The organism is Pseudomonas sp. HS6, from assembly GCF_023375815.1.
Lineage (GTDB): Bacteria > Pseudomonadota > Gammaproteobacteria > Pseudomonadales > Pseudomonadaceae > Aquipseudomonas.
Map to the genome: position 1 here is coordinate 2,391,541 of NZ_CP067412.1, position 24,734 is coordinate 2,416,274.

Annotated in this window: 25 protein-coding genes; 11 read left to right on the plus strand and 14 right to left on the minus strand. The window is 61.1% G+C overall.

Going from position 1 to position 24,734, the window contains the following annotated elements:
• Window positions 1-20: 20 nt before the first annotated feature.
• Window positions 21-980 (plus strand): LysR family transcriptional regulator, encoded by a 960-nt coding sequence (locus JJN09_RS11005; RefSeq protein WP_249490142.1) that lies wholly within the window; start codon window positions 21-23, stop codon window positions 978-980.
• Window positions 981-992: 12 nt separating this feature from the next.
• On the opposite strand, the gene mrdA is transcribed toward JJN09_RS11005, so the two are convergent.
• Window positions 993-2,885 carry a penicillin-binding protein 2 gene (gene mrdA, locus JJN09_RS11010; RefSeq protein WP_249490143.1) on the minus strand — a complete coding sequence of 631 codons (1,893 nt, stop codon included), beginning with the start codon at window positions 2,883-2,885 and terminating at the stop codon, window positions 993-995.
• Between the two features lie 484 nt (window positions 2,886-3,369).
• On the opposite strand from mrdA, the gene JJN09_RS11015 reads away from it, so the two are divergent.
• Window positions 3,370-3,672, plus strand: coding sequence for a hypothetical protein (locus JJN09_RS11015; RefSeq protein WP_249490144.1), 303 nt, complete (start codon window positions 3,370-3,372; stop codon window positions 3,670-3,672).
• A 78-nt stretch (window positions 3,673-3,750) separates the two neighbouring features.
• Here JJN09_RS11015 and JJN09_RS11020 read toward each other — a convergent pair whose 3' ends face one another.
• From JJN09_RS11020 to JJN09_RS11055, 8 genes are all read right to left on the minus strand, one after another.
• Window positions 3,751-4,620, minus strand: coding sequence for an oxaloacetate decarboxylase (locus tag JJN09_RS11020; protein ID WP_096822909.1), 870 nt, complete (start codon window positions 4,618-4,620; stop codon window positions 3,751-3,753).
• 160 nt (window positions 4,621-4,780) lie between these two features.
• The gene (gene astA, locus JJN09_RS11025; RefSeq protein WP_249490145.1) at window positions 4,781-5,815 is read right to left on the minus strand and encodes an arginine N-succinyltransferase; all 1,035 of its coding nucleotides are present in this window, start codon (window positions 5,813-5,815) and stop codon (window positions 4,781-4,783) included.
• A 55-nt stretch (window positions 5,816-5,870) separates the two neighbouring features.
• The gene (locus JJN09_RS11030) at window positions 5,871-6,887 is read right to left on the minus strand and encodes an arginine N-succinyltransferase (protein WP_249490146.1); all 1,017 of its coding nucleotides are present in this window, start codon (window positions 6,885-6,887) and stop codon (window positions 5,871-5,873) included.
• Window positions 6,888-7,005: 118 nt separating this feature from the next.
• On the minus strand, window positions 7,006-8,355 hold the full coding sequence (locus tag JJN09_RS11035) for an APC family permease (protein ID WP_249490147.1): 1,350 nt from the start codon (window positions 8,353-8,355) through the stop codon (window positions 7,006-7,008).
• A gap of 87 nt (window positions 8,356-8,442) precedes the next feature.
• Window positions 8,443-9,195: an N-formylglutamate amidohydrolase gene (locus JJN09_RS11040; RefSeq protein ID WP_249490148.1), complete on the minus strand. Its 753-nt coding sequence runs from the start codon at window positions 9,193-9,195 to the stop codon at window positions 8,443-8,445.
• Entirely contained in the window at window positions 9,179-10,510 is a 1,332-nt protein-coding gene (locus JJN09_RS11045) for a glutamine synthetase (RefSeq protein ID WP_249490149.1), read from the minus strand. Before JJN09_RS11045 ends, JJN09_RS11040 begins: the two co-directional genes overlap by 17 nt.
• Complete coding sequence (locus tag JJN09_RS11050) at window positions 10,507-11,151, minus strand: isochorismatase family cysteine hydrolase (protein WP_007956245.1); 645 nt, start codon at window positions 11,149-11,151, stop codon at window positions 10,507-10,509. The genes JJN09_RS11045 and JJN09_RS11050 overlap by 4 nt, the downstream gene beginning before the upstream one ends.
• A 2-nt stretch (window positions 11,152-11,153) precedes the next feature.
• Window positions 11,154-12,008, minus strand: coding sequence for a MurR/RpiR family transcriptional regulator (locus tag JJN09_RS11055; protein ID WP_249490150.1), 855 nt, complete (start codon window positions 12,006-12,008; stop codon window positions 11,154-11,156).
• Window positions 12,009-12,327: 319 nt separating this feature from the next.
• Between JJN09_RS11055 and JJN09_RS11060 the strand changes: the two genes are divergently transcribed.
• Window positions 12,328-12,900 carry a histidine phosphatase family protein gene (locus tag JJN09_RS11060; protein ID WP_249490151.1) on the plus strand — a complete coding sequence of 191 codons (573 nt, stop codon included), beginning with the start codon at window positions 12,328-12,330 and terminating at the stop codon, window positions 12,898-12,900.
• Complete coding sequence (gene cobF, locus JJN09_RS11065) at window positions 12,897-13,652, plus strand: precorrin-6A synthase (deacetylating) (protein WP_249490152.1); 756 nt, start codon at window positions 12,897-12,899, stop codon at window positions 13,650-13,652. The genes JJN09_RS11060 and cobF overlap by 4 nt, the downstream gene beginning before the upstream one ends.
• Here cobF and ftrA read toward each other — a convergent pair.
• A complete protein-coding gene (ftrA, locus tag JJN09_RS11070) occupies window positions 13,621-14,610 on the minus strand; it encodes a transcriptional regulator FtrA (protein WP_249490153.1) in 990 nt (329 codons plus the stop codon). The two genes, cobF and ftrA, sit on opposite strands and share 32 nt — an antisense overlap.
• 102 nt (window positions 14,611-14,712) lie before the next feature.
• Here ftrA and JJN09_RS11075 point away from each other — a divergent pair, with 102 nt between their 5' ends.
• The 4 genes from JJN09_RS11075 (at window position 14,713) to JJN09_RS11090 (ending at window position 18,322) form a co-directional block, all read left to right on the plus strand.
• Window positions 14,713-15,147 carry a rhodanese-like domain-containing protein gene (locus tag JJN09_RS11075; protein WP_249490154.1) on the plus strand — a complete coding sequence of 145 codons (435 nt, stop codon included), beginning with the start codon at window positions 14,713-14,715 and terminating at the stop codon, window positions 15,145-15,147.
• Window positions 15,148-15,402: 255 nt separating this feature from the next.
• A complete protein-coding gene (locus tag JJN09_RS11080) occupies window positions 15,403-16,182 on the plus strand; it encodes an ABC transporter substrate-binding protein (protein WP_249490155.1) in 780 nt (259 codons plus the stop codon).
• 128 nt (window positions 16,183-16,310) lie between these two features.
• A complete protein-coding gene (locus JJN09_RS11085; protein ID WP_249490156.1) occupies window positions 16,311-17,423 on the plus strand; it encodes a succinylglutamate desuccinylase/aspartoacylase family protein in 1,113 nt (370 codons plus the stop codon).
• Between the two features lie 188 nt (window positions 17,424-17,611).
• Complete coding sequence (locus JJN09_RS11090) at window positions 17,612-18,322, plus strand: alpha/beta hydrolase (RefSeq protein WP_249490157.1); 711 nt, start codon at window positions 17,612-17,614, stop codon at window positions 18,320-18,322.
• A 3-nt stretch (window positions 18,323-18,325) separates the two neighbouring features.
• Here JJN09_RS11090 and JJN09_RS11095 read toward each other — a convergent pair whose 3' ends face one another.
• On the minus strand, window positions 18,326-18,892 hold the full coding sequence (locus JJN09_RS11095) for a hypothetical protein (protein WP_096822896.1): 567 nt from the start codon (window positions 18,890-18,892) through the stop codon (window positions 18,326-18,328).
• Between the two features lie 86 nt (window positions 18,893-18,978).
• Window positions 18,979-19,752 carry a hypothetical protein gene (locus JJN09_RS11100; RefSeq protein WP_249490158.1) on the minus strand — a complete coding sequence of 258 codons (774 nt, stop codon included), beginning with the start codon at window positions 19,750-19,752 and terminating at the stop codon, window positions 18,979-18,981.
• Window positions 19,753-19,899: 147 nt separating this feature from the next.
• On the opposite strand from JJN09_RS11100, the gene JJN09_RS11105 reads away from it, so the two are divergent.
• Both JJN09_RS11105 and JJN09_RS11110 read left to right on the plus strand, forming a co-directional pair.
• Entirely contained in the window at window positions 19,900-20,439 is a 540-nt protein-coding gene (locus tag JJN09_RS11105) for a chalcone isomerase family protein (protein WP_249490159.1), read from the plus strand.
• A gap of 76 nt (window positions 20,440-20,515) precedes the next feature.
• A complete protein-coding gene (locus JJN09_RS11110) occupies window positions 20,516-21,835 on the plus strand; it encodes an Nramp family divalent metal transporter (RefSeq protein ID WP_249490160.1) in 1,320 nt (439 codons plus the stop codon).
• Here JJN09_RS11110 and JJN09_RS11115 read toward each other — a convergent pair.
• Entirely contained in the window at window positions 21,832-22,725 is an 894-nt protein-coding gene (locus JJN09_RS11115) for a LysR family transcriptional regulator (RefSeq protein ID WP_249490792.1), read from the minus strand. The genes JJN09_RS11110 and JJN09_RS11115 overlap by 4 nt on opposite strands.
• Window positions 22,726-22,839: 114 nt before the next feature.
• On the opposite strand from JJN09_RS11115, the gene JJN09_RS11120 reads away from it, so the two are divergent.
• Complete coding sequence (locus JJN09_RS11120; RefSeq protein WP_249490161.1) at window positions 22,840-23,442, plus strand: NADPH-dependent F420 reductase; 603 nt, start codon at window positions 22,840-22,842, stop codon at window positions 23,440-23,442.
• A gap of 106 nt (window positions 23,443-23,548) precedes the next feature.
• Here JJN09_RS11120 and JJN09_RS11125 read toward each other — a convergent pair whose 3' ends face one another.
• On the minus strand, window positions 23,549-24,730 hold the full coding sequence (locus JJN09_RS11125; RefSeq protein WP_007956270.1) for an acetyl-CoA C-acetyltransferase: 1,182 nt from the start codon (window positions 24,728-24,730) through the stop codon (window positions 23,549-23,551).
• Window positions 24,731-24,734: the final 4 nt, after the last annotated feature.

A 24,734-nucleotide genomic window follows, 5' to 3' on the forward strand; every position in this document is an offset into this window, starting at 1 on the left:
ACTATTAGCGTGGCTACTACATGACTTCCGCTTCCAACCCGTGGGTCGGCCGGCGATTTCTCAACGATCGTCTGGACTGGAACCTGCTGCGCACGTATCTGGTAATCGGTCAGGAAGGCAGCATGAGCCGCGCCGCTGCCCGACTGCACATCACTCAGTCGGCGGTCAGCCAAGCGCTGAAACGTCTCGAAGAACAATTGGATTGTGTGTTGATTGCGCGCAGCGGACGGCGCTTTGATCTGACGGAAACCGGGGAGGAAGTTCTGCGGATTGCGGCGGATATCTACGGCGATATTTCCCGTTTGGGCACCGTGGTCGAAAACCGCCATGACGACGTTGTCGGCAAGATCCGCATCCTCACCGTCAGTGGGGTGCAGGCTCGGCATTACGACGAATTTCTTGCCGACTTCCACGAAACTCATCCGAAAATCGAGCTGGAAGTCGAGGTGATGGGCAGCTCGAACATCATCAGTTCACTGCTGCAAAAGACCGCCACAGTCGGCGTCGGGTTGTGTCGCCTGCCACAGCCTCGGCTGGAGCAACGGGTACTGTTTCGTGAGCGCTACGCGTACTTTTGCGGGCAACGGCATCGACTGTTCGGACAACAGAATCTGACGCTGGAGCAGCTCGCGGCGGAGAACTTTGTCAGCTTCACCAGTGATCAGCTTGGCGGCAACCTTTCGCCGTTGACGCTGTTTCGCGACCAGCAGGGGTTTACCGGCAAGATCGTCGCCTCCTCCACCAGTTTCGAAGAGATTTACCGCCTGATCTGTGCAGGGTTCGGGATTGGTTGTTTGCCGATTCACCTGGTTCGACGGGATGTCGAACAGGGTCTGCTGTGGCGCTTGCCGCCGGAGGATGGGGTGGTGGATTTCGATATCCAGCTGCTGTGGAATCGCGAGCAGAAGATGACTCAGGCTGAAACGGTGTTCCTCGACAGCTTCCAGCACATGCTCAGCTTGCGTGAGCCTGTGCTGTGAAGCTGGAACGAGTTAAACCTGTGGATCGCCCGGTGCCTTGGTCGGCGCCGCGTATTGCGGCTTGAGGTGACCGTCCTGGTCGAGTAGCCAGGCATCCATGATCTGCCTCACTACGGGGCCTGCGACTCGACCACCGGCCTCACCGTTTTCAATCATCACCGAGATCGCGATCTTAGGATGTTCGGCCGGGGCAAAACCGACGAACAAGGCATTGTCACGATGCCGCTCGAGGGTTTTCTCGCGGTTGTAGCGCTCGCCTTGTTTGATCGCTACCACCTGCGCCGTACCACTCTTGCCGGCGATGCGGTATTGCGCACCGGCTGCGGCTGCCCGGGCGATACCCCGGGCGTCGTGCATCACCATCTGCATGCCGTGGTTGACCTGCTCCCAGTCGCGCGGATCCTTGAGCAGGATGTTCGGCATCGGATGCTCGTCCACCGGCGGCACGCCGTCGACGGTTTTGGCGAGGTGCGGACGATTCCACACACCTTTGTTGGCGATCAGTGCAGTGGCCTGAGCCAGTTGCAGTGGTGTGACCTGCATGTAGCCCTGGCCTATGCCGAGGATCACCGTCTCACCGGGGAACCAGGCCTGACGTCGGGTGGCGCGCTTCCAGGCCTGAGACGGCATCAGGCCGGGAGATTCTTCGAACATGTCGAGCGAGACTTTTTCGCCGAGGCCGAACATCGCCATGTAGTCGTGCAGGCGATCGATGCCGAGCTTGTGCGCCAGGTCGTAGAAGTAGGTGTCGTTGGAGCGCATGATCGCCGCATCCATGTCCACCCAGCCGTCGCCGCTGTGGTTCCAGTTGCGGTATTTGTGGTCGAAGTCCGGCAGTTGGTAGTAGCCAGGATCGAAGACGCGGGTTTGAGGCGTGACCACGCCGGCGTCGAGTCCGGCAATCGCCACCTCAGGCTTGATCGTCGAACCGGGCGCGTACAGGCCGCGTAGCACGCGGTTGAATAGCGGACGGTCAATGGAATCGCGCAGCGCGGAATATTCCTTGGAGCTGATACCGGTCACGAACAGATTGGGGTCGAAGCTCGGGTTGCTGACCATGGCCAGCACTTCGCCGGTCGAGGGGTCCAGCGCAACCACTGAACCACGGCGATCACCCAGTGCCGCTTCGGCGGCTTCCTGGAGCTTGATGTCGAGGCTCAGGACAATATTTTTGCCGGGGATCGGATCGGTGTGTTTCAGGACCCGCAATACGCGGCCCTGAGCGTTGGTTTCCACTTCCTCGTATCCGACATGACCGTGCAGCTGCGGTTCGTAGAAGCGTTCGATGCCGGTCTTGCCGATAGATTGAGTGCCACGGTATTCGACGGAATCAAGAGTCTTGGATTCTTTTTCGTTGATGCGGCCGACGTAACCTATCGAGTGTGCGAAGTGTGCCCCGAGCGGGTAATTGCGCACGAACTGCGGTTCGACATCCAGCCCCGGCAGACGGAACTCGTTGACTGCGAGTACGGCAATCTGTTCCTCGGTTAGCTCATAAAACAGGGTCACCGGCGTAAACGGGTGACGTGACTGCTTCATCGCCTTGTCGAACACCGTGCGATCTTCGGCAGGCAGGTGCAGGAGGCTGATGACTTCGTTCAATTCCTGATTGACATCGGTGGCACGTTCGCGGGTGATGATCAGGTTGTAGCTGGGACGGTTGTCGGCAAGCAAAACGCCATTGCGGTCGTAAATCAGTCCCCGCGTTGGCGGGATCGGCAGGACGTGGACACGGTTGTTTTCGGAGATGGTCGAGTGGTAGTCGAATTCCACCACTTGCAGGATGTACAGCCGCACCACCAGTGCACAGCTGATTGCGAAGACGAACAAGGCACAGGCGACCAGCCGTTTGTTGACCAGACGCGTTTCTTTTTCGTGATCCTTGATGGGGATTGGTTCAGGCATTTCTGCAGCAACTCTTTGACAAAAAAATGAGCGCCGATCCTTGGGCGTGACATCAGTCCGTTAAAAAACGAGCTGCACCATACCAAAAACCGGGCGTTCATTTCAGAAGGATTTCCCCAATGGTTGCCACCGCGACGGTCGGAAGACCCTTTGAGCCCAGATATAAAGCCGAACACCGCCATCAAAACCAGCCCACATATTTCCAAGACCTTTCCTACAACGTACCCTGTTGCCGCGTTTCGGTGCCGACCCCTATAGTCTGGGCTCGCGGAAAATTCCGCGAACGATCTTGGCCGGTCGGTAACCTGAAACGTAACAACGCCATCGCTCAGAGCAGTTTCTGGGCAACGTGTTATGGCGGCTGTGCGCGGGACACCTTAGGGTGTGCCGGATCTTTCAGGTATCTGGTCGGCCAACCCGCTCACAGCTGCCACCTTTATTCGCTTGGCCGCGAACGGTGGTTGCCTCACCTGGAGTTACACCAATGTCAGAACAAGTAATCCCCCGCTACCTCCCCATCGACACCTACGACGCCGAATCCCCGGTGCTCTTCATCAATACCCAAAAAGAACTTAGCGACATGGCCGCGTGTGCGATGCACCGTTTTGTGGTCGTGCGCGATCTGGCGGACACCTTTTCCAGTCTCGACCTCAAGGGCATTTCCGATTGTGATCTGACGCGGATTACCAGCGCAGTGCATCTGCTGATGCGAGAGGGGTGCGCCATTCTGAACGTGATTCAGACGCGGGCATTACAGCGGGAGGAGGGCTTCAAAACAGCGGTCTAGCAGTGTGGCGGCGGGCGCCATGCGAGTGGACTCGTAATGGCGTCGGGCCGCTCTGCCTCTTTGTTGCGGGGTGCGGGGTTACTCTTTGACGCTCATGTATTCCTTGGCCCAGAGGATGTATTCCTCAGGCTGGGTGTAGGTGTGGGTCAGTTCGGTGGCGCTCAGGTCCGAAGCCTGGGTGAAGATCTGCCGTTGTTCGCGCAGGCTGTCGTAAGTCGCCTTGATCGCCGCGAAGTAAGCACCGTGACCGTCGATGGTCACACGCACACCCAGTTCGGCCAGGCGTTTGTCGTCGCGCAGCGCCGGGTTGCCGTAGGTCACCAGCATCAGTGGAACGGTCAGGTGTTCGGCGATCTGCTCGAGCTGATCGAAGTCCTGAATACCGACCATGCAGATACCGTCGGCGCCAGCGGCCTGGTATTGGCGGGTGCGGCTGATGATTTCCTGGTTCGGCAGGATGCCGGCGTTGGTCCGGGCGATGATCGCCATTTCCGAATCGACCCGGGCTTCCAGTGCCGCGCGGATCTTGCCGACGCCTTCGGCGACCGAGATCAGGTCGGTGGATTTACGGCCGAATTGTGCCGGCAGCAGGGTGTCTTCGATGGTCAGGGCGGCGACGCCGGCGCGTTCCAGTTCGACGATGGTGCGCATCACGTTCAGCGCATTGCCGTAGCCGTGGTCGGCGTCGGCGATCACCGGCAATTGGGCGACGCGGCCGATGCGCGTGGCCTGTTCAGCGAATTCGCTGAGGGTGATCAGGGCAAAGTCAGGGGCGCCCAAGACCTGCAAAGAGGCGACCGAGCCGCCGAGAATCCCGACTTCAAAACCCAGGTCAGCGGCGATGCGGGCGGACATCGGATCGAACACCGACGCGGTGTGATAGCAGGTGTCGGAAGCCAGCAGCTGACGGAAGTTACGGCGTAAATCTTGATGAGAAAGCCTGGTCATACGAGTTCCACCAATACAAAGGAATGGAAAGGCTTGAACAAAGGTGTCAACGCCGAAGGTGAAAAGGCTATCACGCCAATGGGTCAAGGATCATGACGAATTAACGAAGAAGTTAACCAGGAAAAAACTGTTCAGGCTTTCTTGCTGCAGGCAGAGGCGCTCAGGCCGCCACTGCCTGCTGCTGTTGCTTGGGCAACGTCACCGCCCGTACCGAGTTGCCCGGCTGCAATTGCAGGCGTTTGGCGGTGAGTCGGTCGATCACCAGACTGTTGCCCACCCGACGCGCCGGGGCCACAGTGATGCGGCAGTTTTCCAGACGGCGGTTGTGGATCAGCCACAGTGGCGCCTGATCGTCCGGTGTGCCAATGCTCAGCGTCAGCTCCAGGCTGTCGCGCACAGTGCGGATGTTGCGGATTGGTGCTTCGATCACCGGACCACCATCGAAGATGTCGATGTAGCCTTTGTGAGCGAAACCCTCGGACTGAAGAATTTTCAGTGCCGGCTCGGTGTTCGGGTGGGCCTGACCGATCACGGCCTGAGCCTGTTCGGTGAGCAAGCAGGTGTACAGCGGCTGGCGCGGCATCAGTTCGGCGATGAACGACTTGTTGCCCAGCCCGGACAGGTGATCAGCGTGGCTGAAATCCATCTGGAAGAAGTGCCGGCCCAGGCTGTCCCAGAATGGCGAACAGCCTTGCTCGTCGGCACTGCCGCGCAGCTCGGCGATCATCTTCTCGCCGAACAGGTGCGGGAATTCGGCGACAAACAGCAACCGCCCCAACGACAGCAGGCGTCCATTGCTGCCATGGCGCTGGTCGTAGCGCAGGAACAACGAGCACAGTTCCGATTGGCCGGTCAGTTCATTGTTGAGGAACAGCGTCGGGATCTGCCGCTGGATACCCAGGTCCGGCGCCGAGCTGACGGTCAGCCCGACCCGGTAGTTGTACCAGGGCTCGCGCAGGCCGACAGCCCCGGCCAGGGCGCTGACCCCGACCACCCGCTGATCGTCGTCTTCAAGTACAAACAGATAATCGGAATCCGCCCGCTCGACCTGCTCGGCGAAGGCGCGTTGCGCCCAGCGTACCCGGTGGGCCAGGCGATCTTCGTTGGCGGGCAGGGTGGTGAACCCCGGCCCGGCCTGTTGCACCAGCGTCATCAATGCTGGCAGGTCGCTGACTTGGACCGGACGGACAATCATGCTGCAACTCCTTTTGCGCGCCTGCTCGGGCACTGTCGTGGGGTTAGGGCGCTGTTCACAGGGCAATTACCCGGATGGTGTTGCCAGTGCGGACGTTCAATGCCGCACATAGGGCCGGGTCAAGCGCCAGGGGCTGACCGGGCTGGTAGTCCAGCTCGGCGACCACCGCCCGGAAGCCATGCAGAGCATCATTGCTCACCAGATAGCGACCGCGGGCATCGATCAGTGGTTCCTCCTGAACCAAGGTCGTCTGGCTTTGTGCAATCGAACGGATGTTGGCGGTGCGTGCAAACAAGGTCGGGCCGGCATCGAACAGATCGATGTAGCTGTTGGTTTCAAAACCTTCGCGTTCAAGGATGTCGAAGGCTTCCTGGCCGTCCGGGTGGATGCGGCCGATGCATTCCTGCGCCGCCAGCGGCAGCATCGGCACATAGATCGGGTATTGCGGCATCAATTCGGCGAGAAACGTACGGCTTTGCAAGCCGCACAGGCGTTCGGCCTCGACATAGGGCAGGTCGAAAAAATGTTTGCCCAGCGCGTCCCAGAACGGCGAGTGACCCTGTTCGTCGCTGTAGCCGACGATTTCGGTGATCACCGCTTCGGCAAAGCGCGGTGCGTGGGCGGCGATGAACAGCAGTCGTGCCCGCGACAGCAATTCGGAAAACGGCGTGCGCACCAGCGCCGCGTCGATGTGAAAACCGCGCAGCAGCGTGTGGCCACTGAGGTCGTGGCACAGCGACAGCGCCGGCACGCCGTGTTCGATGTTCAGTTCCCGCGAAGCGCTGGTGAAGTGGCGATTGCGCAGGCTGTAGAACGGTTCGTTATGGCCGGCCGTGGCGAGAATCTCCGAGCAGCCGACCAGACGGCGGTTGTCCAGATCTTCCAGCACGAAAAAGTAATTCTCCGGGCCCTGAGCCGCTGCCTCGCTATCGAACGAGGCACAGGACGCGGCGATTTTTTCGCCCAGGTGCTCGCTGTCGTCCGGCAGGGACGTGACGCCCACCAGGCTATCGCGAGCCAGTTGTTGCAATTGAGGCAGGTCGTTTAGCTCGACTGGGCGTAAGACCAGCATGGATGCACTCCTGTATCAAAAGGTTCGGCACATTCGCCGAACCTGACTATCACTGTCGGTTTCCACGCGTTAAAGCGGCGGTCGCCTGATTTGTTGTCAGACGCCGCTCTTTTTCTTGTCAGCCATTGCTCGGGTCAGGCAGCGCGGTACTGGCGCCGAGCTTGTTCAGGAAGAACAGGTACACCAGACCCAAAGCGATCCAGATCAGGCCAAGTTTTTGTGCATCGACGCCCATGTTGTACATGATGGCCGCGACGATGATGAAGCCGATCACCGGGCAGATCAGGTGACGGATCACCTGGCCGGACTTCTGCCGGCGCCAGTAGTAATTGATCACGGTCAGGTGCAGCAGCATGAAGCCGCTCAGGGCGCCGAAGTTGACCAACGAGGTCAGGGTGTCGACCGAGTTGATGAACAGGTAGCAGATCACCAGCGACAGCACGGCCACCAGATAAATGCTCAGGTATGGCGTGTTGTGTTTCGGGTGCACCTTGGCCAGCACTTTCGGCAGCTTGCCGTCGCGGGCCATGCCGAACAGCAGGCGCGAGACAGCGGCTTGCGACGTGATTGCGACTGCCACGCCCCAGGCCAGAGCCGTGGCCACGCCGGTCAGGGTCGCGAGCCAGCTGCCAGCGGCAATTTCGGCGATTTCATAGAACGCGGTGTCGGCGGACTTGAAGCCCATGCCGGCGGCCAGATCGGTGGCGATCCAGGTCTGTACGACGAAAATCGCACCCATCACCACCAGGGTGATCAACGCAGCTTTGCCGACGCTGCGGCCCGGATCGCCCTTGATTTCTTCGGCGAGGGTGGAGATCGCATCGAAGCCGAGGAACGACAGCACTGCAATCGACACTGCTTGCATCAGCAGGGCGAAGTTGAAGGTTTCCGGGTGATACAGCGGCGCCAGGGTCAACTGGCCGTTGCCGCCACCGTTGTGCAGGGCATTCCAGGCGTAGAACAGGAAAATCCCCAACACAACAAGTTGCGCCAGCAGGAACACGATGTTCATGCGGGCGGTGAAGGTGATGCCGCGCAAATTGACGAACGTGGCGCTGACCAGGAACGCCAGAATGAAGCCGACTTTCGGGATATCCGGATACAAATGGTTGAGCGCCATCGCCGCATACACGTATAGCAGCGGCGGAATCAGCAGATAGTCGAGCAGCATCAGCCAGCCTGCGATGAAACCGACGTGTTGATTCAGGCCTCTTTGTGCGTAGGAATACACCGAGCCGGCAATCGGAAAGGCCCGGGCCATGCTGCCGTAGCTCAGCGCGGTGAACAGCATCGCCACCATGCCGATGATGTACGCCAGAGGCACCATCCCCGGTGCCTCCGCGTTGACATAGCCATACACGCCAAACGGGGCGATGGGGATCATGAAGATCATCCCGTACACCACCAGGTCGGTCAGTGTCAGGCTACGTTTCAACTCCTGTTTGTAGCCAAACTCTTCTATTTCCATGAAGCGCAACTCCTTGTCAGCCTATCGGTCGTTTTAGTTGTTATATCGGTCCGTCGTTTACAGCGTCAGCAGCGGTTACAGCCATTTTTACAACAGGGGGGCCAGATAATTTGCCCAGCGGCTCACCGCTTCCGGGCTGCGCAGCAGGTCGTTGCGCACCTCGATCAATACCGACTCAAGACCACGAGCATCACCGTGAACCGGCACGGTCATGTCGCCCAGCGGGTCAATCCTGTACGGCTGGTTGCCGGCGACTTTCAGCGGATGCCGGTCGAGACCGTCGAGCAGGCGCTGGGCATAGGCCTTGGCCTGACCGAACAGCACGCCGACTTCCAGCTCCCGCGGCTGGCCGTAGTACACCGGGGTGAAACTGTGAATCCCCACCACCCGCACCGGCCGGCCTTTGGCCAGACGCTCGTCGATCAGTTGTTGCAGTCGGGTGTGAAACGGCTTGAACAGGCACTGGCGACGGTATTCGCGGGTGGCTTCGTCGAGCTCGCGATTGCCTGGCACCTGGTAGATCTCGCTCTGCGCCGGAATGCTGTCCGGGGCGTGGCGGGGCCGGTTGAGGTCGATCAACAGTCGCGAATAATTGGCGCTCAACAGCGTGGCGCCGATTTTTTCCGACAGGTGCTCGGCCAGCTCCAGCGCACCGATGTCCCAGGCGATGTGTTCACGCGCAGCCGTGTCATCCAGGCCCAGATTGTTCAGGGCGTCGGGGATGTAGCGGCTGGCGTGTTCGCACACCAGAATCAGCGGGTGCGTCGAATCTTCACGGGTCAGGTTGTAGACCGGTCGGGTGTACAACCCAAGCTCGGCGGATTCAGTACAGGCGTGCATAGTGCTCACACAGGTCAGCGGGCGAGAGCTGTTCCGTCAGCGCCAGTTCCTCGGTTTTCAGGGCGAAATAGGTGTCGAGCAACGGTGCAGGCAGTGCTGCCATCAGCGCTTCGCTGCGACGCAGGCAATCCAGTGCCTGAGCCAAAGAGGCAGGCAGGGCAACGATGCCCCGCGCCTTACGTTGTTCGTCGTTGAGTGAATCAGGGACTTCATCGGTGATCGCGTTCAGCGCCAGACGCTGTTCGATGCCCAAGCGTCCGGCAATCAATAGTGCAGCCATTGCCAGGTGCGGCGAGGCGGTGGCGTCCATGGCGCGGAACTCCAGGTTGTATTGCTTCGCCACGGGTTTGTTGCCCAGGTTCACGGTCGGGCAGATGCGCAGCGCCGCTTCGCGGTTCTGTTGTCCGAGGCAGGCGTAGGACGCGCTCCAGTGGTGCGGCTGCAAGCGTTCATACGACACAGGCGTCGGTGCGGTGAACGCACACAGCGCCGGCAAGTAATGCAGCACGCCCGCCGCCCAGTGCTGGCCGAGGGTCGACAGGCCATTGCTGGTGCCGGCGTCATACAGCATCGGCTGACCGGCCAGATCGAGCAGGCTGACGTGCAGGTGTACACCGTTGCACACCGCTTCAGCGGCGGTCTTCGGTGCGAAGCTCAGGTCCAGGCCCATTTGCCGGGCGATCTCGCGGGTGATCTCGCGCACGTTCACCGCACGATCCGCCGCCGCCACGCCGAGGGTCGGGCGGCAGGTGATTTCGTATTGATGCTTGCCGTATTCGGGCAGGAACATTTCCGGCTCGACGCCGCCGGCGCGCAACGCGCTGAGCAGCCAACCACCGAATTCCGCGCCCTGGCGCTGGGCCTCAAGGGAGAAGGCCAGGTGTTCGGCGAACCCTGCGTGCAGGTTGAATTCGTGTTCGAACGCGGCGTTGACCTGCAAACCAAGTAGATCGCGATACCGCTCGATTTCATCGCGCAGCAGCGTGCGTGGGCAGGCGCCCCATGGGCGACCGTCGGTTTCGCGGATGTCACCGTGGATGAAATCCAGCGCCGGGGCGGCGGCGTCCGGGCCGTTGCCGACCGTGACGCGGCTGGCCAGATCGGGAATCAGCCGCAAATCACCATAGGCGCCCCAAGGATTGGTCGAAGCGATGATGTCCTGCGGCGTCAACGCGCTGTTGGCCGGCACCCAGCCGCACCCGGCCGCTTGATAGTGTTCCAGCTCGTCGCTGGGAAACGAGCGGCCACGGGTGATGCCGATCAGGTCAGTGGTGACGATGGTAGTCATCGGCAACGGCAACAGGCGTGCGCTCATGGCTGCATCTCCTGCAACCGGCCGAGCACGGTGTCGGTGTCGGTGATCCAGCAGTAGCCCTTGATTGCGTTCAGGCAGGCGTCGTGACGTGCTTCGGTGTAGGTCGCGCAGGCGTCCGCTACCAGAGTGACCAGATAGCCACGATCGGCGGCGTCGCGCACGGCCATGTCCACGCATTGGTCGGTGACGATGCCGGCGATGATCAGATGGCGGGTTTCGAGGTTGCGCAGCACGTAGTCGATGTTGGTCGAGTTGAAGACCCCGGAAGAAGTCTTCGGCAGCACGATTTCGTTTTCCGCCGGGGTCAGCTCGGCGATGACCTGTGCCTGCGGGCTGCCCTTGGGCAGGTGCATGTCCGACAGTTTGTGGTCCAGCGAGCGGTCGCGGCCATCGGCGGTCAGGCTTTCGATCAGGGTGTGCAGCACATTCTGCCGTGCGTCGCGGAAGGCGTTGAGCAGTCGGACTTGATTGGGCACCACTTGCGAGCGCGTGCGGTTGAGAAAGTACGCGGCGTCCGGGCCTTCGAGGTGCGGGTCGAACTGCGGCTCAAGCCAGGCACGCTGCATGTCCACCAGCAGCAGCGCAGTGTGGTCGGTGACAAACGGCAGGTCCCGCGGCGAGCGGTGGGGAAGGCTGAACATCCTTATTTATCCTCCAGCAGGTGGGTGTCGAAGTCGTTGCGCAGGGCATCGATGCCTTCCAGGCGATCGGCCAGGTCCGGGCTGCGCAGGGTCAGGCAAGCGATCAGCGCTTCAACCTGGGCCAGCGCCGGGACCATGGTGTCGAACGGCGACGCCGATTCCACCGGAGCACTGATGATCATGTCGGCCAGCTCGCGCAGCGGCGAGGCGTAGATGTCGGTGAACAACACGACTCGAGCGTTATTGTTCTTGGCCGCAGTGGCCACGCGCAGGGCCTGGGTCTGGTAGCGGCGATAGTCGAACACCAGCACCACGTCCTGGCGTTGCAGGTCGAACAGACGATCCGGCAGTTGCGCGTTGTCCTCCAACGCAAAGCAACCGGGGCGTAGCAAGCGCAAATGATTGAGCAGATAGGTGGCCATCAGGCTGCTGAAACGGCCGCCGAAGCAGTAGACCTGATGGCGCGTGTCGAGCAGCCATTGCGCGAGTATCCGCACATCTTCGGGTTGGGTCAGGGCCTGGGTGTCGGCCAGCAGATTGTGGCTGTGGGCCAGATAGTGGCTCCAGGCATCATCCTGATTCAGGTTCGAACGCGGCTGCAACAGCGTGCGCGGCGAGCGCAAGCGATGGTCCATGTCGCTGAGGAGGGCTTCCTGGAATTCGGCGTAACCGCCAAAACCGAGTTTTTTTACCAGCCGCACGATGGTCGGATCGCTGACACCGGCGTGCTCGGCCAGACGCGCCATCGGGCCGAGCCCGTTGCGCGGGTACTGATCGAGCAAGGCCCGGACGACTTTGCGCTCTGACGGCGTAAGGTCCAGGCCGGGATCAGTAATCAGGTCTCTGAGAGGGGGCATCCGGGCTCCTGCTGGATGGTTGTGTTGGATTCGCTTCACAATCCGTTAAAACAGTATTTATGTAACTCACACTACATGTCTAGTGAATTTTCGAGGCTTTTATTTCAGCCCTAAAATGGGGCGGGATGCCCGTGTAACAAGGGCTACACGTCTATCGACGGTTCTTGTAGTCCATTGCCCATTGTGGTGTCAGACATTGCCGCTTTGTGGGCGCTGACTCTCTGGATCGTGTTGCCCTGAACCACCCGGTTTACGGCACAATTACCGTCCTGTCGGCATTTTGCCGGGTGTTTTTTACCTTCTGACCGAGTGACTCATTGTGCAAGCCAGCCGTTTGACCTTGATTTGCCATGCCAGAACCGTCTCACAAAAATTGGCGCGTTTTCCTACGAACGAACCTGTTGAAGAAAGCGCAGTAGCGTCTGACTCGTTGGCTACTCGGTTTGAAACTCCGCGTCGTTTGATCTGTGGCCCGGAGTTGCGCACGCGACAGACTGCTGAATGGTTCGGTCACGATCTCCAGATCGAGGAAGCATTGCGCGATTGCGATTGGGGCCGCTGGCAGGGGCAATCGATCAAGGACCTGCAACGAGAGGAACCTGAAGCCCTTCAGGCCTGGCTCGAAGATTCTGGTGCCGCGCCTCACGGTGGTGAGTCGGTGGTGCAACTCCGCGAGCGAGTGGCCGCATGGCTGGCGACCCTGCAAGCCACGCCGGGTCATGTCGTGGCCGTCACGCATCCGTTCATCATTCGTGCGGCGCTCATGCAGGTCATGCAAGGCCAGGCTTTTCACAGCATCGATGTCGAACCGCTGGCGGTGGTCGAGTTGAGTTTCTACGGGCGCTGGCGGCTACGCTTGTCCGGCATCGATCTTGAAGGAAACCGCTCATGAAACGCTTGCTGGTCATCGGCATTGGCGCCGGCAACCCCGACTACATCACGATGCAGGCGGTAAAGGCGCTCAATCGGGTGGACGTTTTTTTCCTGATGGACAAGGGCCAGAGCAAGGACAGGTTGATCGACCTGCGTCGCGAAATCTGCGAGCGCTACATCACTGATCGTACGTACCGTTTCGCCGAAGCCCACAGCCCGGAGCGCGAGCGCGGCGATGTGGACTACAGCGCCAGCGTCGATGATCTGAACCGCGCCAAGCAGCAAACCTTCGAACGCCTGATCAATGACGAATTGGCTGACGGGCAGTGCGGCGGTTTTCTGGTGTGGGGCGATCCGGCGTTGTACGACAGCACCATTCGCATCCTTCAGGCGATTCTGTCTTCGGGGCGATGCGCGTTTGAATTCGAGGTGATCCCTGGCATCACCAGCGTTCAGGCCCTGGCGGCGCAGCACAAGGTGCCGCTCAACACCATCGGCCGCTCGATTGAAATCACCACCGGTCGACGCCTGGCGGCGGGGCAGGTGAGTGACACCGACAGTCTGGTGGTGATGCTCGACGCGGAAGATTCCTACCATCGGGTGGCGGATCAGGAGACCGAGATCTACTGGGGCGCCTACCTCGGCACGCCGGATGAAATCCTCATCAAAGGCAAGCTCAGCGACGTTGCCGATGAAATCGAGCGGGTGCGCAAGGCTGCCCGCGCCGAGCATGGCTGGATCATGGACACTTATCTGTTGCGCAAGCCTTGACCTCACGACCAAAGCGCTCGCGATACACCGACGGCGGCACCCCGACCACGCTGCGAAACGCCACGCGAAAGCTTTCCACTGAACGATAACCGCAGCGCTGGGCGATCTGCTCGGTGTTCTGCGGCGTGCTTTCCAGCAATTCCCGAGCCCGGGCAAGGCGCTCGTGTTGCAGCCAGGCCTTGGGTGACTGGCCGCTGGCTTCTGTGAATTTGCGCAGAAAGGTGCGCTCGCTCATTGCCGCCTCGCTGGCCAGATCGCGCACTTCCAACGGTTCGTGCAGGCGTTCGCGGGCCCAATGCATCACGCGCGACAAGTCGCTGCGCGGCGTAGGGCTGACCGGTGTCGGAATGAATTGCGCCTGACCGCCGGTGCGTTGCGGCGACATCACCAACCGTCGCGCCACCGAGTTGGCAACCTGGGTGCCGAAGTCCCGCGCCACCAGATGCAGGCAGGCGTCGATCCCGGCCGCGCTGCCGGCCGAAGTAATCAATTGTCCGGAATCGACGTAAAGCACGTCCGGGTCGACATCAATGGCCGGGAAGCGCTCGGCCAGTTCCGAGGTGTAGCGCCAGTGGGTGGTCGCGCCATGTCCGTCGAGCAACCCGCTGGCCGCCAACACAAACACTCCGGAGCAGATCGACAGCAACCGTGCGCCGCGCGAGTGCGCATCACGCAATGCTTTGAGCAATGCCTCCGGCACCGGCGCGCTGCGGTCGCGCCAGCCGGGAATGATGATGGTGCGCGCATCCGCCAACAATTCCAGACCACCATCGGCCAGCACCTGAATCCCGCCCATGGCACGCATCGGGCCTTGATCCACCGCTGCAATGCAGTGCTCATACCACGGGAAATCGAATTCCGGTCGGGCCAGGCCGAAGATCTCCACGGCGATGCCGAATTCGAAAGTACAGAGGCCGTCGTAGGCCAGGATCGCGACCAGTCCAGGTGATTCAGGCATTTGGCGGAAACCTCCCGGTGAGTGTCTTGTGCGCCACTGTAGCGGCAAGCGGCGGCCCGATAAAGTCTGTTCATCCCTTCACAGACGTAGGAGCAACACCACATGACCAGCCTGGTTCGCGAAATTCCTGCAGCCCCTTCGGCCATTGCCCTGATGCATTTCAGCAATCGTTTGACCTTCGAAACCGATTGCTCCGACGTCTTCAGCAGCCAGCAGGCAGGCGAGGTCGACTTCGTGCTGGTGGACGTGCGCGGGCCGCTGGCCTTCGAGCGTGGCCATGTGCCGGGGGCGATCAACATTCCGGGGCGTTTGCTGACGGCGGAAGGGCTGGCGGATTACCCGACTTCCACGCTGTTCGTGGTTTATTGCGCCGGTCCCCACTGCAACGGTGCCAACAAGGCAGCGGTGAAACTGGCGGCGTTGGGCTATCCGGTCAAGGAGATGATCGGCGGGGTGACGGGGTGGCTCGATGAAGGCTTCCAGTTGAGTGTCGAGACACAACGGGTCGCCACCGCGCCAATCGCTTGCGACTGCTGATAGCCAGAGAGTTGCCGTCCTCGGCGGCAACTTTCATCGGCTTTGTCCTACAACCCTTGCACCGCTCTGGCGCACACTTTTCCCACGTGATGGCACTCGCCGATTTTCTATAAGTATTTGTCGCTTAAACACAATTTGCCCCGTGCGCGCCGCCATAGACTGCCGGCCACTTCGGTTTCTTTGCGCTACACAGCCCAAGGCCGAACCTGACAATCGAAAGCTGCCAATAAAAGCCTCCGCACACGGGAGTAATAAATGAAAAAGCTGGTTATGTTCGGTGCCCTGGCACTGTCGATGTTGTCCCTGACCGCCGTGGCCGAAGACGCCAAACCGATTCGTATCGGTATCGAAGCCGGTTACCCGCCATTCTCGATGAAAACCCCTGACGGCAAACTGACCGGTTTCGACGTGGATATCGGCGATGCACTGTGTGAGCAGATGAAAGTCAAATGCACCTGGGTCGAGCAAGAGTTCGACGGCCTGATCCCGGCGCTGAAAGTGAAGAAAATCGACGCGATCCTGTCCTCGATGACCATCACTGACGACCGCAAGAAGAACGTCGATTTCACCATCAAGTACTACCACACCCCGGCGCGCTTCGTGATGAAGGCAGGCTCCGGCGTGAAAGACCCGCTGACCGAGCTCAAAGGCAAGAAAGTCGGCGTGCTGCGTGCCAGTACCCACGACCGTTATGCCACCGAAGTGCTGGTGCCGGCCGGGATCGAACTGGTGCGTTACGGCTCGCAGCAGGAAGCCAACCTGGACATGGTGTCCGGTCGTATCGACGCGATGCTGGCCGACTCGGTCAACCTGAGCGACGGCTTCCTGAAAACCGACGCCGGCAAAGGCTTCGAATTCGTCGGCCCGACCTACGAAGACGCCAAGTACTTCGGCGGTGGCGCCGGTATTGCTGTGCGTAAAGGCGATACCGAACTGGCGGAAAAATTCAACACCGCCATCAACGAGATCCGCGCCAACGGCAAGTACAAGCAAGTGCAGGACAAGTACTTCGACTTTGACGTGTACGGCCATTAATACGCCGTAGAAAAAAGTGGCCCCGTTCATTCGGTGGCCACTTTTTTTTCGCCTGTGATTTATCCTGTCAGCACATTTTCAATGCGGTCACTGCGTTGGCAGCGACCACAGAATTTCCGGAGTTCCCCATGCAACGCATCGATCATGTTCTGCCCTGGAGCCACTTGGGCAGCGAACGCTCACTCAGCGTCTTTCGTTACGGCGCCGGCCCGCGCAAGGCCTACATCCAGGCCAGCCTGCACGCCGATGAATTGCCGGGCATGCGCACTGCGTGGGAACTCAAGCAACGCTTGAACGAACTGGAACAGCAAGGCCGTCTGCAGGGCGTGATCGAACTGGTGCCGGTGGCCAATCCCATCGGCCTCGATCAGCACCTGCAAGGCAGTCATATGGGCCGCTTCGAACTGGCGAGCGGCAAGAACTTCAACCGTTCCTTCGTCGAACTCAGTGCGCCCGTGGCCGAGCGCATCGGCGATCAGTTGGGCAGCGATGCCGAGGCCAACATCGGCTTGATTCGCCAGACCATGGGCCAGGTGCTCGACGAACTGCCGGCCCCGGCCTCGCAACTGGAAGCACTGCACCGTCTGTTGCTGAGGCACGCCTGCGATGCCGATGTCACACTGGACCTGCATTGCGATTTCGACGCCGCGATTCACATCTATGCATTGCCGCAACACTGGCCGCAATGGCAATCCCTGGCCGCGCGCCTGAAGGCTGGCGTGGCGCTGTTGTGTGAAGACTCCGGCGGCAGTTCGTTCGACGAGTCGTGCTCCACGCCGTGGTTGCGTCTGGCACGGATGTTCCCGGCGGCGGCGATCCCGCCAGCCAACCTCGCCACCACCCTGGAACTGGGCAGCATGGGCGACACCCGGGTCGATCAGGCTCAGGCCAATTGCGAGGCGATCCTGGGCTTTTTGGCCGAACAGGGCTTCATCAGCGGCGAATGGCCGAAGGCACCGGACGAATGCTGCGAAGGCATGCCGTTCGAAGGCACCGAATACCTGTTCGCCCCGCACCATGGCGTAGTGAGCTTCCTGCGCAATGCCGGTGAATGGGTGGAGCGCGGTGATGCTTTGTTCGAAGTGGTCGATCCGCTGAAGGACCGCGTGACCACCGTGCGCGCCGGCACCAGCGGTGTGTTGTTTGCGATCGACCGTGGCCGCTACACCCAACCGGGCACCTGGCAGGCGAAAGTGGCGGGGCGCGAGCCGATTCGAGTCGGGAAACTGATCAACGACTGATGGTTTTTCGCTGAATTTGATGGCCTCATCGCTAGCAAGCTAGCTCCCACAGTGACGGTGTTGTTTCAGTAGCATGCGGTCAATTGTGGGAGCGGGCTTGCTCGCGATGGCGGCATCGGCAACACCCCATCTTCCAGATCACAGTGTTAGGCTCTGCCCCGAACCCTGCACTGTGTGAAGGAAGGCTTATGTTGAAGGTGTTTGCTCTGTTGACCCTCCTGGCGTCCAGCGCCGTTCATGCTCAAACCTCGCTGCAAACCGATCTGCCGCTCAACTACCTGGCCCAGGTTCACCCGGACGCCGAACAGCGTCCGCTGGTGGTGTTCCTGCATGGCTACGGTAGTAACGAGGCCGATCTGATCGGCATGAAATTTCAGCTGCCTGCGCAGTACAACTACCTGTCGGTGCAGGCGCCGATAGCGTTGGGCGAAGGGAGTTTCCAGTGGTTTCGCAAGAAAGGCGAAGGCGCCTACAACGGTGAGACCGATGATCTGAAGGTTGCCAGCCAGAAGCTGCGGGCCTTTATCGCCGCAGCCGCGCAGAAATATCACGCCCAGCCGGACAAGGTGTACCTGATCGGTTTCAGCCAGGGCGCGATGATGACCTACGAGGTGGGGCTGCGGCAGCCAGCGGTGGTCGGTGGCATCGCGGCGTTGAGCGGGCGGGTGTTGCCGGTGCTTAAAAGTGAGCTGAAGTCACAACATCCGCCGCTGGAGATTTTCATCGGCCATGGCACGGCGGATGACCGGGTGCCCTACAGTGGCGCCACGGCGGCCAAAGAGCTGCTGGAAAAGCTGGATTACAAACCGGCGTTCCATGCCTATCCCGGCGTCGGCCACAGCATCAGCGCGGCCGAGCTTCGGGATTTGAACGACTGGTTGCAGCGGCTTAACCCTTGAGCATCATTTTTCGCTGAGGATGGTTTTCACCAGCGCATCGTGACCGCTCTTGTCGCTGGCCCGGGAAATCACCTGGACCAGTGCCATGTGCGTGCCGGAACCGGCGATCAGCGTGGTGTTGAGGGTCTGGCCGCCACCCTGGGTTGCGGTGCTGTCGACCTGACGCAGGCCCAGGCCATTGCCTTTCTGGGTCAGGCTCTTTTCGCTGAGCTTGTTGAAGTCCGGCAGCGCCTTGCGCTGGGCTTCGATGAAATCGGACACAGTGCCGTCGAGGAACGCACTGTCGTTGTCCTTGACGTTGTTGCCTTCGGGAATCTGGTTTTCAGCGGTGATAACCACCGTCTTCGTGGCGTCGTTGGTGAACATCGTGCCCTTGGCACCGGTCGGGCCGGCCGGCAGCGGGTCACCGACAAAGCCTTTGGGCAGGACAAAACGGAGTTTGCCTTCGAGCATCGAGACTTTCTCGGTGACAGCCTTCTCTTTGGCCTTGGCTGCCTGAGCATTCAGGGCGCCGAAACCGGCCACCGCCGCCAGCAACAGGACGACGGCTTTCTTGCTAAGCAATGACATTCGAATCTCCGAGGGATGGTCGCGCTTGGGCGGCGATCATCCCACGGAGCATGCCCGGCACTCCAGAGCGGTTTGTCCGGGCGGGTTCAGTTCGTCGACGGCGCAGGCGCCGGTTTGGCCAGCAATTGCCGGGTAACCCCGAGCATTGCCACCGAAACGGCCACCGCCACCACGAAACCGCCGAAGCCAAGGCTTGGAACCGTCAGGGCCAGCACCAGACAAAACGCCGAAAACGAATACATGCCCGTCGCCGTCGCCCGCAACAACGCGGCGGTGAACGCCGGGCCTCGGGTCTGCTGGGAGAACACCGCCATCACGCTGCCCAGCACCGGGAACACCGCGAGCAATCCGCTCCAGCGTTCGCCCACCGTGCTGGCCAGCATTGTCACCACCAGCGTCAATGCCGCGCCGGCAATCATCCGCCAGATCAGTTTGTCCGACTTCGGCGCCGGGCCACCGACCACCGGTTGCACCTTGGGAAACAGATACGGTGCGGCAAGAAGGGCGGTCGCAGCGGCGGCGATGGAGAAGGGCAGCGACGCCGGAATCAATGACAGGATCAGCGCCAATACTGCCCAGACCGATAAAGAAACAATCAACGCCAACGGCCAGTTCGCCCGCTGCGCCACCTGCGCATACGTGACGCAAAACGCGATCATCGCAAACATGGCCGACAACGCCGCGACCGCTGATTGCGCGGCAAACGCCGGCCCTTGCTCGATGGCGAGGAAAAACAGAATCGGCCCGACCACTACCGGCAACCCCGACAGCCACCCGGCGACACTGGGGCCCCAACGCTTGCCGGCCAGGGAAATCAGCAGCAGGAAACCGGGAATCAGCAGCAGTTTGAGGCTCAGCACGCAGGTCTCTCCATCGGGTCAATGAGGGCCACGTTAGCATTGTCGTGAATGGATTGCTGCATGTGTATGCAAAACATGTATACAAAGTGATGGGCGCAAGAGCCGACTATGCTCTGTCTATCAGGGTTTACCGGAGTCGATGCCGCGATGAGCAGAACACCGAAGGTGTTGCGTGGATGCTGCGGAATCGGCTTGTGGGCGCTGTTGCTGACGCCGACCTGGGCCAGTTGGCAGGACGCAGTGCCCGGCGCGCAGATCATCGGCACCGGGGATTTCAGCGTGTTTGGATTCGACGTTTATAACGCCCGGTTGTGGAGTGCCGCGCGACCGTTGGCAGACGGTCAGCCTTTCGCCCTGGAGTTGATCTACCGGCGCAATGTGTCTCGCGATGATCTGGTCAAGGCCAGTGTCGATGAGATCAAACGCCTCGCCGGTTCCTCCATCAGCCCGGCGCAACTGGCCGTGTGGCAGGCCCAGATGCAGCAGTCGTTCGTCGACGTCCAGGCGGGCACGCGGATTACCGGGGTGTATCTGCCGGGGCAGGGTGCACGGTTCTTCGTCGGCCAACAGTTGCAGCACGAGATTGACGATCCGCTGTTCGCCCGGGCGTTCTTCGACATCTGGCTCGACCCGCGCACGCGCAGCCCCGAATTGCGTCAGCAGTTGCTCGGTACTGCCAAACCCTGAACGCAGCACTTCCGCGCTTGGGCGCGTCGACTGAAACGTCTAAGCTGCGCCTTTCGACTTGTTTCTGGATGTGTGCGTGAAATTCAGTTTGCCCAAAATCGCTACCGCGCCGTTCTGCCCGCCGGAAGTGGCCGGCAGTGTCCCGGTCGATCCCAACGCCTCGTTCTTCAAACGCGTGCTGCGCTTCGCCGGCCCCGGTTTGCTGGTGTCGATCGGCTATATGGACCCGGGCAACTGGGCCACCGCCATTGAGGCCGGTTCGCGCTTCGGATACAGCCTGTTGTTTGTGGTGTTGCTGGCAAGTCTGGCGGGTATGGTCGTGCAATGCCTGTGTTCGCGGCTGGGCATCGCCACTGGGCGTGATCTGGCGCAGCTGTCCCGCGAACGCTACAGCACCCCGACGGCGCGGTTGCAATGGGTGCTGGCGGAAATCTCGATCATCGCCACCGACCTTGCGGAAGTGCTCGGCTGCGCGCTGGCCTTTCACCTGTTGCTGGGTTGTTCACTGACCTTCGGCATCGCCCTGACGGCGTTCGACACGCTGCTGGTATTGGCCCTGCAAAATCGCGGCTTTCGGCGGCTGGAAGCGATCATGCTGGTGTTGGTGGCCACCATCGGTGTGTGCTTTTTTGTTGAACTGCTGCTGATCAAACCGTACTGGCCGGACGTCGCCCAAGGCTTCAAACCGTCACTGTCGGCGATCAGCGATGCGGCGCCGCTGTACCTGGCCATCGGCATCCTCGGCGCCACGGTCATGCCGCATAACCTGTACTTGCACACCTCAATCGTGCAGACACGGTTGATCGGCCAGGACCTGGCGAGCAAGCAGGACGCGGTGAACCTGGCGCGCATCGACACCATCGGCTCGCTGGCGCTGGCGTTGCTGGTCAACGCGGCGATCCTGATTCTCGCCGCTGCTGCGTTCCATCAAACCGGGCATTCGGACGTGGTGGACATTCAGGACGCCTACCACTTACTCGATCCGCTGGTAGGCGGCGCGCTGGCCAGTGTGCTGTTCGGCGTGGCGTTGCTGGCGTCGGGGCAGAGTTCGACCTTCACCGGCACCATCGCCGGGCAAGTGATCATGGAAGGCTATCTGAACCTGCGGATTCCCTGCTGGCAGCGGCGCTTGATCACCCGTGGGCTGGCGCTGATTCCGGCGTTCATCGGCGTGTGGCTGATGGGCGATGGCGCGGTGGGCAAGTTGCTGGTGTTGAGCCAGGTGGTGTTGAGCCTGCAATTGCCGTTTGCCCTATATCCGCTGATTCGCATGACCAACGACAAACAGCTGATGGGGCCGTTTGTGAATCGCTTGCCGACGCGGGTGCTGGCGTGGGGATTGTTTGTGGTGATCAGCGGCGCCAATGCCTGGCTGATTCTGCAACTGGCCGCCTAGCGGCCAAATGCATCAACCACAAAATCAATGAACACCCGGGTCTTGGCCGGCATCAAGGTGCGGCTCGGGTAGTACAGCGATATCGCCCCGGCATCGCACTGCCAGTCAGGCAAGAGCCGCACCAGTTCACCGCGCTCGATCTGCACGCTGACATCGGGCAACACCAGCATTGTCACCCCCAGGCCAAGCATCGCAGCCTTGCGCATGGCCATTGGATCGTTCAGCACAATATTTGGATTCAGCAGGGCGCTGGCTTGTTCGCCAGCATCGTTATGCATCTGCCATTGGCGAATGCGCCCGGTGCGCAGCCCACGCATGACGATGCCCTGGTGGTCGGCGAGGTCTGTCGGATGCCGGGGCAGGGCGCGTCCGGCCAGATACGCCGGGGACGCCACTGCCAGTATTTCAGCGGACGCCAGTCGCCGGGAAACCACACCGGGCGTCAGCTCGAATCCGCCGCCAATTGCCACGTCGTAGCCCTCGGCGATCAAGTCCACCTGACGATTCTCGAAGTGCCATTCCGGGCGGATCAACGGATAACGCGCCAGAAACGCCGGCAACAGCGGCAGCATGTGATCGATGCCGAACGTCGGCGGCAGGCTGATCTTGAGCACACCCGCCGGCTCGCCGCGCTCGGTCGCCACCGTTGCAATCGCTGCCTGCAAGGCGTCGAGGTTGCCGCCGATGCTCGCCAGAAAACCTTCCCCGGCCTCGGTCAGTGACAGCTTGCGGGTCGAGCGCTGAAACAGCCGCATGCCGAGATTGCGTTCAAGAATCGCCACGTTGCGGCTGACCGCCGCCGGGGTCAGCGCCAGCAACCGGGCGGCGGCGGAGAAGCTGCCGGTCTCGGCGCTGCGGACGAAGGATTCAAGATTGGCGAGGGTTTCCATGCTTTCGACCTGATAGTGATGCTTGAAGATCATTCAAGGCATTACCGGCTAATCAAGTGGGAATGGCAAGCGCAAGATTCGTTTCGAGTCTTACCCCACTTTCTGGAGAACACCATGAGCACTATCGGAATCATCGGCGCTGGCGCCATCGGTTCAGCGTTTGCCAAAGCCCTTTCGCGTCAGGGCATCCCGTTGGTCATCGCCAACAGTCGCGGGCCGGAGACCTTGTCCGCGCTGGTCGCGGAACTCGGCCCGACCGCCCGCGCCGTTACCCGTGAAGAAGCCGCCGCCCAGAACATCGTGCTGGTCGCGGTGAACTGGTCAAAACTGCCGACGGCGCTGGCCGGGCTGCCGGACTTCGGCGGGCGGATCGTCATCGACGCCAACAACTCGATTGAAGCGCCGTCGTTCAAACCGGTGGATTTACAGGGGCGGCCGTCCAGCGAAGTCTTCGCTGAATGGGTGCCGGGTGCGCGGGTGGTCAAGGCGTTCAACCATTTGCTGGGGCGTTTGCTGGAAGCGGATCCGGCGTCGGAGGGCGGCAAGCGTGTGTTGTTTCTGTCCGGGGATGATGCGCAGGCCAAGGCTGAAGTGGGCGCGCTGATCGATCAGCTCGGCTTTTTCGGTATCGACTTGGGCGAGTTGAGTGTGGGTGCGCGGTTGGTGCAGTTCCCGGGTGGGCCGTTGCCAGTGCTGAATCTGGTGAAGTTCGCCTGACAACCGGGCAAAAAAATACCCGGTGCGACGTGAGTCGTACCGGGTTTGTTGCCAACGGACAGAGGATGTCGTGGATCCGCCGCCCGCTGTTGAACCTGTTTTGCGCTTAAGCGCGTTCCAGCGCCAGGGCCACGCCTTGACCGCCGCCGATGCACAGGGTCGCCAGACCCTTTTTCGCATCACGCTTGATCATTTCGTGCAGCAGGGTCACCAGCACGCGGCAGCCCGATGCACCGATCGGGTGACCGAGGGCGATGGCGCCGCCGTTGACGTTGACCTTGTCCAGATCCCATTGCAGATCTTTGGCCACTGCCAGCGATTGTGCGGCGAAGGCTTCGTTGGCTTCGATGAGGTCGAGTTGGCCGATGCTCCAGCCGGCCTTGTCCAGGCAGCGACGAGTGGCCGACACCGGGCCGATGCCCATGATCGCCGGGTCGACGCCCGCGTTGGCGTAGGCAGCAATTTTGGCCAGTACCGGCAGGCCCAGGGCCTTGGCTTTTTCGGCGCTCATCAGAATGACCGCAGCCGCGCCGTCGTTCAGCGACGAAGCATTGCCAGCGGTGACGCTGCCGTCCTTCTTGAAAGCCGGGCGCAGTTTGGCCAGGGATTCGGCGGTGGTGTCGCCGCGTGGCTGCTCGTCAACCTTGAACGCCACCGGATCGCCTTTACGCTGCGGGATCAGGATCGGGGTGATTTCATCGACAAAGCGGCCGGCCTCGATGGCAGCGGCGGCTTTCTGCTGCGATGCAGCGGCGAAGGCATCTTGCTGCTCGCGGCTGATCTCGTACTTCTCGACCAGGTTTTCGGCGGTGATGCCCATGTGGTAATCGTTGAACGCATCCCACAGGCCGTCGCTGATCATGGTGTCGACGATTTGTGCGTGCCCCATGCGCAGGCCGGTGCGTGCGCCCGGCATGACATAGTTGGCCAGGCTCATGTTTTCCTGACCGCCGGCGATGATCACGTCAGCGTCGCCGCAACGGATCGCCTGGGCGCCGAGGTGCAGGGCCTTGAGGCCCGAGCCGCAGACCTTGTTCAGGGTCATGGCGGGTACGGCGTGGGGCAGGCCGGCCTTGATCGCCGACTGGCGCGCCGGGTTCTGGCCGGCGCCGGCGGTCAGCACCTGGCCCATGATCACTTCATCGACCTGAGCACCGTCCAGACCGGTCTGCTCAAGCAACTGGCGGATGACCGCTGCGCCCAGATCCACGGCGGAGACGGTGGCCAGCGATCCCTGGAAACTGCCGATCGCGGTACGCGTGGCGGCAACAATGACGACGTCTTGCATTTTC